The sequence below is a fragment of the Thermaerobacter sp. PB12/4term genome (assembly GCF_003403315.2).
Taxonomy (GTDB): domain Bacteria; phylum Bacillota; class Sulfobacillia; order Thermaerobacterales; family Thermaerobacteraceae; genus Thermaerobacter.
Genome location: NZ_CP048407.1, coordinates 2,666,523 through 2,681,876 on the forward strand (window position 1 = coordinate 2,666,523; position 15,354 = coordinate 2,681,876).

At 74.7% G+C, this 15,354-nt stretch carries 10 protein-coding genes, 6 tRNA genes and 1 other RNA gene; 2 read left to right on the forward strand and 15 right to left on the reverse strand.

The window, feature by feature from the left end; genetic code table 11:
• Positions 1-202: 202 nt before the first annotated feature.
• Positions 203-1,090, forward strand: a complete 888-nt coding sequence (gene speE / locus DYI95_RS11110; RefSeq protein WP_116899737.1) for a polyamine aminopropyltransferase — start codon at positions 203-205, stop codon at positions 1,088-1,090.
• Here the strand turns inward: speE and DYI95_RS11115 are convergent.
• Positions 1,044-1,934 (reverse strand): ankyrin repeat domain-containing protein, encoded by an 891-nt coding sequence (locus DYI95_RS11115; protein WP_371731875.1) that lies wholly within the window; start codon positions 1,932-1,934, stop codon positions 1,044-1,046. The two genes, speE and DYI95_RS11115, sit on opposite strands and share 47 nt — an antisense overlap.
• A gap of 224 nt (positions 1,935-2,158) precedes the next feature.
• Between DYI95_RS11115 and DYI95_RS11120 the strand changes: the two genes are divergently transcribed.
• On the forward strand, positions 2,159-3,859 hold the full coding sequence (locus DYI95_RS11120; RefSeq protein ID WP_116899736.1) for an amino acid permease: 1,701 nt from the start codon (positions 2,159-2,161) through the stop codon (positions 3,857-3,859).
• A gap of 24 nt (positions 3,860-3,883) precedes the next feature.
• Here DYI95_RS11120 and DYI95_RS11125 read toward each other — a convergent pair.
• The 14 genes from DYI95_RS11125 to DYI95_RS11190 all read right to left on the reverse strand — a co-directional run bounded on the left by DYI95_RS11125 (position 3,884) and on the right by DYI95_RS11190 (position 15,030).
• A tRNA-Lys gene (locus DYI95_RS11125) sits at positions 3,884-3,956 on the reverse strand.
• Positions 3,957-3,964: 8 nt separating this feature from the next.
• Positions 3,965-4,035: transfer RNA gene (locus DYI95_RS11130), tRNA-Gln, on the reverse strand.
• 62 nt (positions 4,036-4,097) lie between these two features.
• Positions 4,098-4,171: transfer RNA gene (locus DYI95_RS11135), tRNA-His, on the reverse strand.
• A 323-nt stretch (positions 4,172-4,494) separates the two neighbouring features.
• A tRNA-Arg gene (locus tag DYI95_RS11140) sits at positions 4,495-4,569 on the reverse strand.
• A 35-nt stretch (positions 4,570-4,604) separates the two neighbouring features.
• Positions 4,605-4,675 (reverse strand) — tRNA-Gly (locus DYI95_RS11145).
• A 78-nt stretch (positions 4,676-4,753) separates the two neighbouring features.
• A tRNA-Pro gene (locus tag DYI95_RS11150) sits at positions 4,754-4,825 on the reverse strand.
• Between the two features lie 13 nt (positions 4,826-4,838).
• Entirely contained in the window at positions 4,839-5,504 is a 666-nt protein-coding gene (locus DYI95_RS11155) for an XTP/dITP diphosphatase (RefSeq protein ID WP_116899885.1), read from the reverse strand.
• A gap of 145 nt (positions 5,505-5,649) precedes the next feature.
• Positions 5,650-7,041: a methylaspartate mutase accessory protein GlmL gene (glmL, locus tag DYI95_RS11160; protein ID WP_116899735.1), complete on the reverse strand. Its 1,392-nt coding sequence runs from the start codon at positions 7,039-7,041 to the stop codon at positions 5,650-5,652.
• Positions 7,042-7,122: 81 nt separating this feature from the next.
• Complete coding sequence (locus DYI95_RS11165) at positions 7,123-7,653, reverse strand: DUF2179 domain-containing protein (RefSeq protein ID WP_116899734.1); 531 nt, start codon at positions 7,651-7,653, stop codon at positions 7,123-7,125.
• On the reverse strand, positions 7,650-8,948 hold the full coding sequence (gene dinB, locus DYI95_RS11170; RefSeq protein ID WP_116899733.1) for a DNA polymerase IV: 1,299 nt from the start codon (positions 8,946-8,948) through the stop codon (positions 7,650-7,652). Before dinB ends, DYI95_RS11165 begins: the two co-directional genes overlap by 4 nt.
• 200 nt (positions 8,949-9,148) lie before the next feature.
• Positions 9,149-9,499: a transfer-messenger RNA gene (ssrA, locus tag DYI95_RS11175) on the reverse strand.
• A gap of 263 nt (positions 9,500-9,762) precedes the next feature.
• Positions 9,763-10,230, reverse strand: coding sequence for an SsrA-binding protein SmpB (gene smpB, locus DYI95_RS11180; RefSeq protein WP_006902900.1), 468 nt, complete (start codon positions 10,228-10,230; stop codon positions 9,763-9,765).
• Entirely contained in the window at positions 10,172-12,763 is a 2,592-nt protein-coding gene (gene rnr / locus DYI95_RS11185) for a ribonuclease R (protein WP_116899732.1), read from the reverse strand. The genes smpB and rnr overlap by 59 nt, the downstream gene beginning before the upstream one ends.
• 173 nt (positions 12,764-12,936) lie before the next feature.
• Positions 12,937-15,030 carry a sodium-translocating pyrophosphatase gene (locus DYI95_RS11190; RefSeq protein ID WP_116899731.1) on the reverse strand — a complete coding sequence of 698 codons (2,094 nt, stop codon included), beginning with the start codon at positions 15,028-15,030 and terminating at the stop codon, positions 12,937-12,939.
• Positions 15,031-15,354 lie beyond the last annotated feature (324 nt).

The window sequence follows — 15,354 nt, forward strand, 5'->3', positions numbered from 1 at the left end:
GCTTGCGCCTGGCAACCGGGCGGCGGCCGGGAGGGTTCCCACAGCCCGTGGCAAAGTGGCAAAGTGTTGGATTGCAGGACCGCTCCCCGGCCGCGCGCCGCGGGCCGCAGCTGCGCGGGCCCGGGGCGGAGCCCGGCAGACGGCACCGCACGAACCTGACCTCGACCACAAGCACCCTCATGGCAAAGGAGTGGACGGTAGAGTGGGAGTCAACGAGCTCACCCAGGCCGGCTGGCAGGTGGACCCCGAATCGGGCTGGCTCGTGGAGAACCAGACGGTGGGCTTTCAGGTCCGGTGGCGCCTGCAGCGCCTGCTCCACCACGAGCGGTCCCCCTACCAGGACATCGTGGTGGCGGAGCTGGAGCGGTTCGGGCGTGCCCTCTTCCTGGACCGGATCCTGCAGGTGGCCGAGCTGGACGAGTTCATCTACCACGAGATGCTGGTTCACGTGCCCCTGGCGTCGCTGCCCCGGGCGCGCCGGGTCCTGATCATCGGCGGCGGCGACGGCGGCACCTTGCGGGAGGTGACCCGCTGGCCCGAGGTGGAGGCCATCCACATGGTGGAGATCGATGAAGCGGTGGTCCGCGTCTGCCGCCAGTGGCTCCCCCAGGTGGGCGGCACCGCCTGGTCGGACCCGCGACTCCAGATCCACTACGCCGACGGCTTCGCGTTCCTCCAGGAGGCCGAGCCGGGCCGGTACGACGCCATCCTGGTCGACTGCAGCGACCCGGGCACGCCGGCCGACACCCTGTACGGCGAGACCTTCTACCGGCTGGCTTACCGGGCCCTGGCCGAAGGCGGCCTGCTGGTCCAGCAGGCCCTCTCTCCCTTCATCCACCGGGAGGCCCTGACCACCATCACCGGCCGGCTGGGAACGGTGTTCCCCAACAGCGGGGTGTACTATTGCCCTTCCATTGCGTACCTCATCGGCCTGCAGGCCTTCGTCTGGGGGGCGCGCGGGACGGACCCGGGCGCCGGGCCGGTGCGCGGCGCCCCGCAGGGGACCCGGTGGTACACTCCGGAGGTGCACCGGGCGGCCTTCGTCACCCCGCCGGCCCTGGCGGCGCTGCGGCCAGCCAGCGCCGGATGACGGGATCGCGGGCGTGATCACCGGGGGTGCGCTGGCGGGCATCGCGGGCCCGCGGGTCGGCGCCCCGGTCGAGCAGCCAGCGCACGGCCTCCCGCTGTCCCGCCAGGGCCGCCACGTGCAGGAGCGTCCCCTGCCAGTCGTTGCGTGCCGAGAGCCACCCCGGGTCCCGCTCCACCCAGGCGGCCAGTCGTGCCACGTCGCCCAGGCCGGCGGCCGCGAAGGGCCCGATGGCGGCCCCCCGCTCGACCAGAAGGCGAGCCACCTGCGGGTGCCCGAAGACGATGGCCCAGTCCAGGGGCGTCTGCCCCCCTGCCGCGGCCACGTCCGGCCGGGCGCCGCGGTCCAGCAGCAGCTCCACCACGGCACCGTGGCCGTACCGGGCGGCGTAATGCAGGGGGACCAGGCCCCAGCGGTTCACCGCATCGGGGTCGGCCCCCAGGTCCAGCAGCCGCTGCGCCACGCCGGCCCAGCCGTGGCGCGCGGCATGGTGGAGCGGCGTCATGCCGGTGGCCGCCGTCACCCGGGCCAGTCCGGGCCGAGCGGCCAGCAGCGCCAGCACCTCCTCCCTCCGCCCGTCCCGCCCGGCCCGGAGCAGGCGGGCAGCCGGTTCGTCCTTATCCTGTGCATGTCCTGCCGGCCGCGTTCCGCCGTATCCGGCCCCGCCCTGTGCGCTCCCTTGCGGCCCGGCCCCGCCCGGACGGTCTCCGCCCGGGCCGCCCCTGTCCTGCCGGGCCCAGGCCGTTTCGGCCCTCCCCTGCCGGGTGGCGTCCTGTTCCGGCACGGCGGGCTCCTGCCCGTCCCGGCGACGGCCTTGTGGAGATGGAATGGCACCCTGACCCTCCATCCGGCTCACCTCACCGCCATGACTTCCAGTTTGGGCCTTGGTGGGCTCCCGGCGCCAGCTCCTGCACCGCCCCGGGCGCCGGCCCTAGCCCGCCGGCCCCCTCCTGGCGGCGTCCCTGGCCAGGATGAGTCCCCTGCCCGGGTCCCATGCTAAAACCCGGGCGGTGCCGCGCGCCACCAGGTGGCGGTGCAGCACCGCGCGACGCCACGCAAGGGGGAGTCGCCATGGCCAGGCGCGAGGGGCTGACGGCCGGCCAGCTGACCATGCTGGCCCTGGGCAGTGCCATCGGAGGAGCTTTCTTCCTGGGTTCCGCCGTGGCCATCCGCAGCGCCGGGCCCGCCGTCCTGCTGGGGTTTGCCGCAGGCGGCGCCCTCGTCTATGTGGTCCTGATGGCGCTGGCCGACCTCACCCTGGACGACCCGGCCCCCGGATCCTTTCGCGACTACGCCCAGCGCGCCTTCGGCCCCCTGGCCGGCTTCGTGGTGGGGTGGGTGTACTGGGCCGGGCTCACCCTGGCCATGTCCAGCGAGGCAACGGCGGCGGCCGTGTTCCTGCGGGCGTGGTGGCCCGGCCTGTCCGGTCCCGTGCTGGCGACCCTGATCGTGCTGGTGGTAACGGGGTTGAACCTGCTGGGCGCTCGCCAGCAGGCCCGGCTGGAAGGCGCGCTGGCCGGCGTCAAGGTGCTGGCGGTGGCGGGGTTCGTCCTGGTGGCCCTGAGCCTGATCACGGGGCTCTGGCCCGGCAAGGCCCCGGTGGGGCTGGGCGCCCTGGCGCGCGAGCCCTGGCAGGCCGCAGGCTGGCGCGGGCTGCTGGGGGCCATGCTGGTGGTGATGTTCACCTACGCCGGGACGGAGATCATCGGGCTGGCGGCCCCCTCGGCCCGGGATCCCCGGCGGAACGTGGTCCGGGCGGCGCGGTGGACGGCTGTGGTGCTGGCCGGGCTCTACGTGCTGGCCGTGGGGGTGCTCTTGGCCCTGATCCCCACCCGCAGCCTGAGCGTTTCCGCCAGCCCCCTGGTGACGGCCCTGGCCGCCCACGGGCTGGGGACCGCCGCCCGCGCGGTCAACGGGGTCCTGGTGACGGCCATCCTGTCGACCATGCTGGCGGTGATGTTCAGCCTGGGCCGGGTGGTGCGCTCCCTGGCCGAAGACGGCATGGGGCCGGCCTGGCTGGTGGACCGCAGCCCCGTCCCGCGCCGCGGGATCCTGTTTTCTGGTGCGGTGATGCTGGCCGGGGTGGCCCTGGCCTACCTGGTGCCCCGGCAGGTATACCTGTTCCTGGTCAGCGCGGGCGGCTTCGCCCTGCTGCTGGTGTACGCCAGCATCGTGGCAGCCCACTGGCGGCTCCGGGCGGCACAGGCCCGGCTCCACGCCGCCGGTGGCCCACCCACCGGGCACCGGCCCACCCTGGTGCCCTGGTTCCCCTGGAGCAACGCCCTGGTCCTGGCCATCGTGGTGGCGGTGCTGGCGGGCATGCCCCTGGTGCCGGGCCAGGGCGCCGGGCTGGGGGCGGGCCTGGCCATGACCGCCCTGGCCGCAGGGATTTACGCCTGGCGGGCCCGGAGGCGCCCCCGGACCCCGGCGGAGGTCTGGAGTCCCGGACGGGAAGCAGCGGCCCGGGGCGAGCAGGCCCACGCGGCCCCTGCCTCCTCCGCGCCCCACCGCGCTCCGTCCCCGCCCCGGCGGCTCCGGCCGGAACCGGCCAGGGCGCCCCTTCAGGCGCCGGCACCCCTTCCCGCGCCCGCCCTGGAGTGGGAGGTGGCCCCCGAGATCGCGCCGGACGAACCCGCCACCAGCAGGACGCCGCCCCAGGCCTCCGGTCCCCAGGCGGCCGGCGGGCCGCGGCAAGCCCGCGAGCGGCGACGGCCGGGCCGGTCCCACCACCCCGGCCACCCCGGGAGGAAAGACAAAGGGCCCGCCGGATGACGCCTCCGGCCGGGCCCTGCAGGGTGGGCCATGAGGGAGTCGAACCCCCAACACCCCGGTTAAAAGCCGGGTGCTCTGCCAGTTGAGCTAATGGCCCCTCTTCTGCTGGGGCGGCAGGATTCGAACCTGCGATCGAGGATCCAAAGTCCCCTGCCTTGCCGCTTGGCTACGCCCCACCGAGGCCGGCATAAGGCCAATGGGCGGCTCAAAGCCTGTTCGGCTCGGAGCCGCCGCGCTGGGTGACTGAGGGGATTCGAACCCCCGACCTCCAGGGCCACAACCTGGCGCTCTAACCAGCTGAGCTACAGCCACCACGTTTCGTACCGCTGCGTTGCCTTGGCCCGGTGGTGCCCTGGCCGTCCCGGGGAACCGTCCCGGGGGACCTTCCCGGGGCTGCGCGCCGGGCGAGCAGGCTGGCCCCCATGCCGGCAGCAACCTGGGCAGTAGCCTGCCGCCGTCCGGACGGGCCTGGCGCTGCCCTGGCGGGGGCGGCGCCCGCACCGCGCGGCCCGGTCACCGCCGGATCGCGCCGCCGGGTCCCGGCACCACACCGGCTTCCCTATGATAGCACACCGGGCGTGCCCCGTGGACCCACCGGGCGTACCGGTTCCTCCCACTCCCGGCACCGCGCCGGCTGGCGCGCCCGGAGGGATTTGAACCCCCGACCCACCGCTTAGAAGGCGGTTGCTCTTCCGCTGAGCTACGGGCGCGGGTGGAAGCGCCGGCAAACGCCGCGCGCCCGCTGAGCGGGAGACGGGAATCGAACCCGCGTCACCGGCTTGGAAGGCCGGCGCTCTACCATTGAGCTACTCCCGCGTGTGAGCTCCTGCCCCGTGACGGGCCGGCTCTTCAAGCGGCCCGCTTCCGTGCCCGGGCGCGGGGGGCGCCGGGTTGTCGGGGCGGGCGGATTCGAACCGCCGACCTCTTGCTCCCAAAGCAAGCGTGCTGCCCCTGCACCACGCCCCGCCGGTCCACGCCGTCAATTAACTATACCGTCCACCAGCCAGGCGCGCAACGCCGGCAGCAGCGCGCGCAGCGCCCGGGACCGGTGGCTGACGCGATTCTTCGCCCCCGTGCCCGCTTCGGCGAAGGTCATGCCCAGCTCGTCCGAGTAGAAGAGCGGGTCATAGCCGAAGCCGCCCTGGCCCCGGGGAGCTTCCAGGATCCGCCCGGGGGCCTCCCCTTCCGCCCATGTCCAGCGGCCGCCCGGCAGCGCCAGTACCACCACGCAGCGGAAGCGCGCCGTGCGGCGCGCAGCGGGCACACCGGCCAGTTCCGCCAGCAGGCGGGCGTTGTTGGCCGCGTCGCTGGCGCCGGGACCGGCGAACCGGGCCGAGTGGACCCCGGGCCGCCCGCCCAGGGCATCGACGCACAGGCCGGAATCGTCGGCCAGGGCCGGCAGGCCCGCCTGCCGGGCCACGGCCTCGGCCTTCAACCGGGCATTCTCCAGAAAGGTGGAACCCGTCTCTTCCGGCAGGTGCACGGGCCCCACCTGATCCAGGGTGAGGACCTGAATGGGCAGTCCCGCCGCCTCCAGGAGCTCTTCCAGCTCCCGCACCTTGCCCGGGTTGTGGGTGGCCAGCACCAGCCGGGCCGGCAGCCGGCCGGATCCTCCCGCTGGCGGACACTTCCCATCCCGCTGCATCTCCATCACACCTTTTCGGCTTGCTGGCGCCTTGCCGGGCCCGGCCCAGCGCGGGCGGGGCACGGTCCATGGGCGCGCTCCTGCGCCTTCTCCGCCGGCCGCCCGGCGACCGCCAACGGGCCCCGGCCTGCGCGCGGCCGGCAACTCAGGCCTGGCCCACGGGGACCAGGCCGGCCTTCAGCAGCTTCAGGGCGGCCGCCGGGTCGACCGCGGCCAGCAGGCCGGCGTGGCTCAACAGGTAATCCCCGTCGACCCAGAGGCGGGCCTGCCGAGGCCGCAGGACCGGCCCTTCGCCCTGGAGGTCCAGGGCCGCCGCCAGGATCCCGGCCGGGTCGGGGGCGTGGCGGAAGATGCCCCCCGTGCCGATGACATGGCGGATGCCGCGCAGGTCTTTGCCCCGCTGGATCCAGCGGCGGCCGTGGGGCGTGGCCAGGGTCTCACGGCGGCCGGCGTGGCGTTCCACCGCCAGCCGCACCGCCGCCCGCGCCAGTTCCTGGTCGGCCAGTCGCTCCTCGGTCTCCTGGGGACCCGGCACAAAGGCCGGGTCGGCGGCGCGCCGCCGGACCCGCTGCAGCCAGGGGCTCGGACCGCCGCCCGCAGGGATGAACCCGGCCGCCTCGGCGAGGGACGGTGCTCCATGGCGCAGGCCCAGGTCGCCCTCCACGGTGCGCTGGCTGCGGGGCGGCGGCAGGCCGCGGAGCACGGTCTTGCCGTCGGTGGGCAGCCCGTCGGCCACCGAATGGACGTCGGTGGTGGCCCCGCCGATGTCCACCACCAGCACATCCCCCAGGCCTTCTTCCGGCCCGGCGCCAGCGGCCAGAAGCTCCGCTCCGCGCAGGGCGGCGGCCGGGGTCGGCATCAGGATGGAGCCCAGGCGGGACTCCACCTCTTTCCAGCCCCGGGCCACCACGATGCGCTCCATGAAGACCCGCCGAATGGCCTCCCGCGCCGGTTCGACCTGCAGGGTGTCCAGGCGCGGCAGCACGTTCTCGACCACCACCACCGCCTTCCCCGCCGCCTCCAGGATGGCGGCCGCATCAGGGCTGGCCTCCCGGTTCCCGGCCACCACCACGGTGGCCCCGGTGGGGCAGCGGGCCAGGGCGCGGGCGAAGTCCAGCAGCGCGGTGCGGTTTCCCCCGTCGGTGCCACCCGCCAGCAGGATGATGTCGGGCTCCAGCTCCGCCAGCCGGTCAAGGTCGGCAGGGCGCAGCACACCGCTGAAGGTGGCCAGCACCCTTGCTCCCGCTCCCAGGGCGGCGCGGCGGGCCGCCTCGGCGGTCAGGCCGGGAACCAGCCCTACGGCCACCATGCGCAGGCCGCCGCCGGCGCTGGAGCACGCCAGCCGGTGACGAAAGGCGGGCAGGCGCCCGCCCAGGGCCTCCCGGAGGGCCTCCAGGGCCCCCTCCAGCCCCTGTTCCAGGCCGGTGGCGTAGGTGGTGGGCGCCTGGGCGCGGGCCAGAAGGCGCGGCGGGTCCAGGTCGACGGCCGAAACCTTGGTAAAGGTGCTGCCGAAATCGACCAGCAGGGCGACGTTCATCGGACCCTCCCCATCCCGGTCCCCCGGTCCTCGTCCCGCTCCCCCGGAGCGAATCCCGGGTTCCAACACGGCGCACCCCGGCTACTTCCCCTTGCGCACGCGGGGGAAGACGCCGCCGATGGCGCGCCGGGTATCCAGCACGGTCACGAAGGCCTGGGGCTCTCGCTCCCGCAGGGTCGCCAGCAGCTGGGGTAGCCGCTTGCGTTCCACGGTGATCAGCAGCACGGTGCGGTGGCCTTCCCGGCCCTGGCCCTCCAGCTCCGTCACGCCGTAGCCCTGCTGCCGCAGGTCACCGGCCAGGATCCGGCCCCCCGACCCGTGGGGGATCACCTGCACCATCTCGACGCCCAGGGCCAGCCGCTCCTCCAGCACGCCGCCCAGGTAACTGCCGCTGGCGAAACCCAGGGCGTAAAACAGCAGGGTGATGGGATCCTCGTGCAGCCGTTCCACCACAAAGCCCAGGGCCACGATGTAGATGCTGACTTCGAACAGGCCGACTAGGGATCCCAGCAGCCGCTGGCCCCGGAAGACCAGCATCAGGCGCAGCGTGCTCAGGCTGACGTCCGCGACCCGGGCCAGGAAAACCAGGACGTAGCTGAAACCGTCGCTCACCGCTGGGCGCCTCCCCGCGGCCGGCGGCCGGGGGCCGGTTCCACCGGCGCGCCTCGCGCCCCGAGGGCGGGGTCGGCCGGCTGGACGGGCCGGCCCCCGCCGGGCGAACCGGCCGGGCCATGCTCCGGCGGGACGCGGCGGCCGCCCTGCTCGCCCTGGCGCAGCCACCGGGCCGCCAGGCCGATGGCGCTGGGGCCGAAGCGCCCGCGCACCCGGTCGACGGCCTCCGCCAGCCTCTGGGCCCGCTGGTCGCCAGGCCAGAGGTGCAGCTGCAGCGGGTCATGGCGGTGGATCAGGCCGCCGGCGGCCACCCCCACCAGCCGCAGCCAGCGGCCGGCGGGCACGTGCCGCTCCAGCAGCTCCCGGGCCACGGCAAGCAGCTCCCCGTCCCCGCAGATGGGCTGCTCCAGGCTGCGGCTGCGGGTGATGGTGGTGAAGTCGGCGAAGCGCACCTTGAGGGTCACCTGGGTCGCCCGGTAGCCGTGGCGGCGCAGCCGGCTGCCCAGTTCCTCACAAAGTTCGGCCAGCACCGGCAGGACCTGCCCCGCCCGCCGGTCCCGGGCCAGGGTGCGCTCCTCGCTGAAGGACCGCACCGGCGCGCCGGCTCCCACCGGGCGCGGATCCCAGCCCCGCGCCCGCGCCTGCACTTCGGCCACCCGGCTCTTCAGGACGGGATGCAACCGGGCCGGATGGGCCGTGGCGAGCTGGCCCAGGGTCTCGATGCCCAGGCGGCGCAGGCGGGCGGCCGTCACCGGACCCAGGCCGGGCAGAGCGTCCACCGGCTGGGGAGCCAGCCACCGCTCCACCGCGTCCGGCGGCACCACCAAAAGCCCGTCGGGCTTGGCCATCTGGCATGCCATCTTGGCCACCAGCCGGTTGGGCCCCACGCCCACGGTCATGGCCAGCCCCACCTCCCGCCGCACGGCCTCCCGCAGCCGGTGCGCGGTCGCCGGGCCGTCGCCCCGCACCTCCAGGTACGCCTCGTCGATGGACACCGGCTCGAGCACCGGGCTCTCCCGGGCCAGGATCGCCATGACCCGGCGGGACACTTCCTCATACCGTTCCCGGCGCACGGGGAGGAACACGGCCTGGGGGCACAGGCGGCGCGCCTGGGCCAGGGGCATGGCGGAGCGCACCCCGAAGGCCCGGGCTTCGTAGGAGCAGGTGGCCACCACGCCACGGGACGCGGGATCGCCGCCCACGACCACCGGGCGGCCCGCAAGCTCGGGCCGGTCCAGCTGCTCCACGGCGGCAAAGAAGGCATCCAGATCGCAATGGAGGACCCAGCGGTCCATCAGGTTCCTCCTCGGACAAACCGGCCCGCGCCCGCCCGGCCCGGGCCGGGCGGGCATGCCACCGCAGCCCGGCCATCGGCGGCCGGGCCACGCCACGACGGTGCCACCGGGCCGCAGCCAGCCGGCGCCGCGCGCCGGCTTCCGCCCACAAGCACGCCGGCGCCCCGGGCGGCCGGGATCACCGGCCACCCGGGGCGCCCCGGTGGAGGTGCGGGGATTTGCACCCCGGTCCGCCGGCGGGCCAGCCGGAGCCTCTACGAGCGTAGCCCCTGGATGGGTCTCGCCCTCCCGTCCCCCAGGGGCAGGGTCCGGGACGGGCCAGCCCGCTTGGATCTCACCGCCCGCCCCGCGGGCCGGGCAGGCGGCCAGCCTGCTGCATGAAACCGCGCCCGCCCCGCAGGCAGGGGCTCACGCGGCTTGGCCGCTAGCGATTAAGCAGCCAGAGCGAGCTCTTCGTTGGCACTTATTGGCCGTTCCGCTGTTTAACGAGGGGCGGAACCTCGGCTCGCTTCTCCAACCCACCCTACCGGCGTCGAATCTAAATCACCCCCGCAGGATGCCGTAGCCCGCCGCGCCGCTGCGGCCCGTCCGGCCGCAGCCGGCCCGCCGTTCCCCGGGGCCGGCTCGCGGGCCGGCGGGCATACGACGGCTAGCTACATTATAGCGCAATAGCGCAACGGTTTAGGCGGCGCTTGGGGCCGGCTGCCATTGTAGCGTAGCGGCCGTCCCCACGCAGCGGTCACGCCGGCCCGGCTCCCGGCCCGCACCACCGGCGGCAGTGCCACCGCCGGTCCGCCCCCGTCCCGGCCCCCGCTCACCGGCGGGCGCGCAGGGCCTGGGCGATCCGCCGCTGGGCTTCCCGCTGGGCAATGGTGGCCCGCTTGTCGTAGCTCTTCTTGCCCCGGGCCAGGGCCAGTTCGACCTTCGCCCAGCCGCCCTTGAGGTACAGCTTGAGTGGTACCAGAGTGTAGCCCCGCTCCCGCACCCGGCCCGCCAGGTAATCGATTTCCCGGCGGTGCAGCAGGAGCTTGCGCGGCCGGTCCGGCTCGTGGTTGAACCGGTTGCCGTGCTCGTAGGGCGCGATGTGGACGCCGTAAAGCCACACCTCGCCCCGCTCCACCCGGGCGTGGCTGTCCCGCAGGTTGACCCGGCCCGCGCGGATGGACTTGATCTCGGTACCGGTCAGCACCAGCCCCGCCTCGAAGGTCTCGTCGACAAAGTAGTCATGGCGCGCCTTGCGATTTTCGGCCACCAGGCGCACTCCGTCGCCCCGTGCCGCCATGGGCTCTCCTCTCCCGGCCCTTGCCGCTGTTGCTCCGGGCCGCGGCCGGCGCCGCCGCCGCGGCGCCGCGGGCCGCGTTCTTCCCTCGCTCAGCCTGGGTGGTCGCGGTGCCGCCCCTCCGGCGCCCGGCGCGCGCCGGCCGGCCGGCATAGTCCTCCAGCTCGCCGGCCAGCTCCGCCAGCACCAGGTCGATGGTGCGGGTCTCCGGATGGACCCCGGCCACCACCACCTCCACCTCGTCGCCCAGGCGGAAGGTGCGGCGGGTGCGCTCGCCCACCAGGCTGTAGAGCTTCTCCTCGTAGTGATAATAGTCGTCGGTCAGCGTGCTGACATGGACGAGCCCTTCCACCAGGTTCGGCAGGGTGACGAACAAGCCGAAGGAGGTGACCCCCGAGATGATGCCCCGGTAGGTCTCCCCCACCTTGTCCGCCATGAACTGGACCTTCTTCAGGTCGACGCTCTCCCGCTCGGCCTCCTCGGCCACCCGCTCCTGCTGGGAGCAGTGGTCGGCGATCTCGGGCAGGAGGGCCTCCAGCTGGTCGACCCTGGCCGCAGGCAGCGTGCCCCGCGCCACCAGCTCCTTCACGATGCGGTGCACCACCAGGTCGGGATAGCGCCGGATGGGCGAGGTGAAGTGGCAGTAGAACCGGGCCGCCAACCCGAAGTGGCCCAGGGCCTCGGTGGCGTAGCGGGCCCGCTTCATGGTGCGCAGCACCACGGCATTGACCAGGTATTCCTCGGGGCGGCCTTCCACCTGCTTGAGCACCTGCTGGAAGAGCCGCGGGTGCAGCTTGCGCCGGGGCGGCAGGTGATAGCCCAGGATGGTGAGGAAGGCAGCCAGTTCCTCCACCTCGTCGGGGTCGGGCTCCTCGTGGACCCGGTAGAGGAAGGGCGCCTGCCGCCAGTGACAGTGCTCCGCCACCGTCTCGTTGGCGGCGATCATGAACTCCTCGATGATCCGGGTGGCCACGGTGCGCTCCCGGCGCAGAAGCTCCCGGGGCATGCCCTGCTCGTCCAGGACCACCTTGACTTCGGCGATGTCGAAGTCGATGCTGCCCCGCCGCTCCCGGCGCGCCGCCAGCCGGGCCGAGAGTCGCGCCATGTCTTCCAGCATGGGCAGCACGTCGGCGTGCTGCTCCCGCAGCGCCCGCACCTCGGGGTCGGCGGAATCCCCCTCCAGCATCCGCTGCACGCCCTCATAGGTCAGCCGGTGACGGGTGCGGATGACGCTGGGGAAGATCTCGTACCCAACCCGCCGCCCCTGGGCGTCGAAGTCCATCAGCACCGTGACGGTCAGCCGGTCGACCCGCGGGTTCAGGCTGCAGATGCCGTTGGAAAGACGGGGCGGCAGCATGGGCACCACCCGGTCCACCAGGTAGACGCTGGTGGCCCGGCGGCGCGCCTCCAGGTCCAGCGGGCTGCCCTCGGGGACGTAGTGGGACACGTCGGCGATGTGGACGCCCAGCCGCCAGACCGCCTCGCCCCCCTCGGGCAACCGCTCCAGAGAGACGGCGTCGTCCAGGTCCTTGGCGTCGGCGCCGTCGATGGTGACGATCAGCCAGTCGCGCAGGTCGCGCCGGCCCCGGCGGTCGCGGGCGGTGACCTTCTCCGGCACCTGCTCCGCCTGGGCCAGGGCCGCCGGCGGGAAGTCGACCCGCAGGCCCGCCTTGGCGACGATGGCCGCCACGTCGACGCCCGGCGCATCGGCCGGGCCCAGCACCCGCACCACCCGGCCTTCGGGGCCGCGCCGCTTCTCCGGCCAGCGGGTGATCTCCACCACCACCATGTCGCCGGCCCGCGCGCCGCCCAGCTGGCCCTGGGGGATGAAGACGTCCCAGAACAGCCGCTGGTCCACGGGGGTGACAAAGCCGTAGCCTGCCTCGTCCCCGCGCCACTCCAGGCGGCCCACCAGCTCGCGGTTGGCCCGCTCCAGGATCCGGATGACCTCGCCCTCGGCCTTGCGCCCGCCCCGGGCGCGGCCCACCAGCCGCACCACCACCCGGTCCCGGTGCATGGCCCCGTTGAGGTTCTCCGCCGGGATGAAGACGTCATCCCCGTCGGGCTGGATGAGGAAGGCGTAGCCTTTGGGGTGTCCCTGTAGCACGCCCACGGCCAGGTTCATCCGCTCGGGGACGCCGTAGCGCCGGGTGCGGGTGCGGACAACCCGGCCCCCGGCCTCCAGCCGCTCCAGGGCGGCGCGGAAGGCGGCATCCGCCTCGGGATCTTCCACGCCCATGGCCGCGGCCAGCTGGCCTGCCGTCAGGGGGCGGTAGGCCTTTTCCCGCATGAAGGCGACGATGCGCTCTTCCCAGCGGGCCACCGCCGCCGGGGCGGCCGAGGGCGCACCGGCGGCCGCGGTGGCACCGGCGGCCGGCGCGCCCGCAGGCCCAGGCGCTTCCCCGGCGGCAGCCCGCTCGGGCTGCTCTTGGCCGGCGCCGGCCGCCGAGCCGGCCGGGGCTCGTTCGTCCCGGCCGGCAGCCTCGGCCGCGGGGCCGGTGGTGGTCTCGCCCTGCTTCCTTCTCCGCCTTGCCAAAGTACGGTCCCTCCCGGGCCCGGGAACGGCCCGGGACCCGCAGTCCGGCAGGCGCCGGTCCCCCGGGGGACCGGGCCGGGGCCGGCTGGCCCGGCCCTGGCACGCCCTGCCTGTCCCCATGATACACGGCCGGCGGCCGCCGGCCTACGCCCGCCGGGCTGCGGTCCTGGCGCCTAGCCGCCCAGCCGCAGGAAGAGGGGCGCGAAGACCAGGGCCACCACGGACATCAGCTTGATCAGGATGTTCAGGGACGGGCCCGCCGTGTCCTTGAAGGGGTCGCCCACGGTGTCACCCACCACCGCCGCCCGGTGGGGGTCGGAGCCCTTGCCTCCCAGGGCGCCCCCCTCGATGAACTTCTTGGCGTTGTCCCAGGCGCCGCCCGCGTTGGCCATGAAGATGGCCACCAGCACGCCGGTCACCATGGCCCCCGCCAGGAGGCCGCCCACCGCCTCGGGCCCCAGGATCAGGCCCACGGCCAGGGGCGCGGCCACCGCCAGCAGGCCCGGCAGCACCATCTGGGCCAGGGCCGAACGGGTGCTGATGTCCACGCAGCGGGCGTAATCGGGCCGCTCCTGCCCCGTTAGGATGCCCGGCTTCTGGCGGAACTGGCGCCGGACCTCCTCGATCATGGCAAAGGCCGCCCGGCCCACGGCCTCGACGGCCAGGGCGGAGAACAGCATGGGCAGCATGCCGCCCACCAGGGCGCCGGCAATCACTCGCGGGTCCAGCAGGTCGATGGCGCCCAGCCCCGTGGTGGTGGCGTAAGCGGAGAAGAGCCCCAGGGCCGTCAGGGCGGCGGAACCGATGGCAAAGCCCTTCCCCATGGCGGCGGTGGTGTTGCCCACGGCGTCCAGCCGGTCGGTGACGGCCCGCACCTCTGCCGGCAGGCCGGCCATCTGGGCGATGCCGCCGGCGTTGTCGGCGATGGGGCCGTAGGCGTCAACGGCTACGGTGATGCCCGTGGTCGCCAGCATGCCCACGGCGGCCACGGCGATGCCGTACAGGCCGGCGTAGTGGTGGGCCACCAGGGTGGCCACGCCCACCATCAGGACGGGCAGGGCGGTGCTCTTCATGCCCACCGCCAGGCCGGCCAGGATGTTGGTGGCGGTGCCGGTGGCGGAAGAACGGGCCACCTGCTGCACCGGCGGCCGGTCGCCGGACGTGTAGTACTCCGTCACCAGGCCGATGAGGACGCCGGCCAGCAGGCCGGCCACCATGGCCGCCGCCGCCCGGGGCAGCCCGAGCCAGCCCGCCGCCAGACCCCCGCCTGCCGCCAGCAAGAAGGCCGCGGCCAGGGTACCCCGGCGCAGGGCGGCGGCAGGATCGCCACCCGCCCCGGCCCGGGTGATGGCGATGCCCAGCAGGGAGGCCACCACGCCGACGGCGGCCAGCACCAGGGGAAAGAGCACCTGGGCCGGCCCGGCTGCCGCAGCGCCCGCCAGCGGCCCCGCGCCGCCGCTTCCGGCCAGCCCCCCGGCGGCCCCGCCGGCTGCCGCCCCCCCGGCCGCCGCCACCACCACGGCCGCCACCACCGACCCCACGTAGGATTCGAAGAGGTCTGCCCCCATGCCGGCCACGTCGCCCACGTTGTCGCCCACGTTGTCGGCGATCACCGCAGGATTGCGCGGGTCGTCCTCCGGGATCCCGGCCTCCAGCTTGCCCACCAGGTCCGCGCCCATGTCGGCCGCCTTGGTGTAGATGCCCCCGCCGACCCGGGCGAAGAGGGCAACGGAACTGGCGCCCATGGCAAAGCCGTTGAGGACCGCCAGGGTCGCCGGCCGGGCCGGGTCGACCCACGCCAGGTACAGGACGCCCAGGCCCAGCAGGCCCAGGCCCACCACCGCCAGCCCCATCACCGCCCCGCCGCTGAAGGCCACGGCCAGGCCCGCCGGCAACCCACCCTGCTGGGCCATCCGGGCGGTGCGCACGTTGGCGGTGGTAGCGACCCGCATGCCCCCAAAGCCGGCCGCCAGGGATGCCGTGGCCCCGATCAAGTAGGCAGCGGCCGCCGCCGGGCCGAAGCCGGCGCCCGGTGCCCAGCGACCGGCCACCGCCAGCACGCCCGCCATCACCAGCACGAAGGCCACCAGCGCCCGGTATTCCCGGGCCAGGAAGGCCATGGCCCCCTCCTGGATGGCCCGGGCCACCTCGACCATCTTGCCCTCGCCGGCGTCGACCCGCGCCACCGAGCGGGCCAGGGACACGGCCACCACCAGCGCCAGGAGGCCGACGGCCGGGACCAGCAGGGCCAGTTCCCGCTCCACCACGGCATGACCCCTCCCTCGGTCGCCCGCGGTCCGGGGACCCGCCCCCGCGGGCTCCTGGGAAGTCCTATGCCGGTGGGCGGCTTGTCATCCCGGCCGCCGGGACCGGAGGGGGCCGAACCAAGGGACCCGGGAGAAGGGGGACCGGAGGAAAGGGGGAAGAACGCAGCGGCCCGCATCCTCTGGGGATGCGGGCCCCGTGGTCGAGACTCGGCGCCGGCCCCTGCGGCCCTCCCGGCGGCCCAGGCCGTGCCCCGGCTGGCAGGTCCGGCCGCGGCGTAGCCGCGGCGGCCCATTCCCGGCGGCCTATCCCCCGGCGGTGGGGCC

Bases quoted from the DNA above. Each gene is read 5' to 3' on its own strand.
- DYI95_RS11115 (WP_371731875.1), bottom strand. From the start codon at position 1,934: ATGGAGGGTCAGGGTGCCATTCCATCTCCACAAGGCCGTCGCCGGGAC.
- DYI95_RS11120 (WP_116899736.1), top strand. From the start codon at position 2,159: ATGGCCAGGCGCGAGGGGCTGACGGCCGGCCAGCTGACCATGCTGGCC.
- DYI95_RS11155 (WP_116899885.1), bottom strand. From the start codon at position 5,504: ATGCAGCGGGATGGGAAGTGTCCGCCAGCGGGAGGATCCGGCCGGCTG.
- glmL (WP_116899735.1), bottom strand. From the start codon at position 7,041: ATGAACGTCGCCCTGCTGGTCGATTTCGGCAGCACCTTTACCAAGGTT.
- dinB (WP_116899733.1), bottom strand. From the start codon at position 8,948: ATGGACCGCTGGGTCCTCCATTGCGATCTGGATGCCTTCTTTGCCGCC.
- smpB (WP_006902900.1), bottom strand. From the start codon at position 10,230: ATGGCGGCACGGGGCGACGGAGTGCGCCTGGTGGCCGAAAATCGCAAG.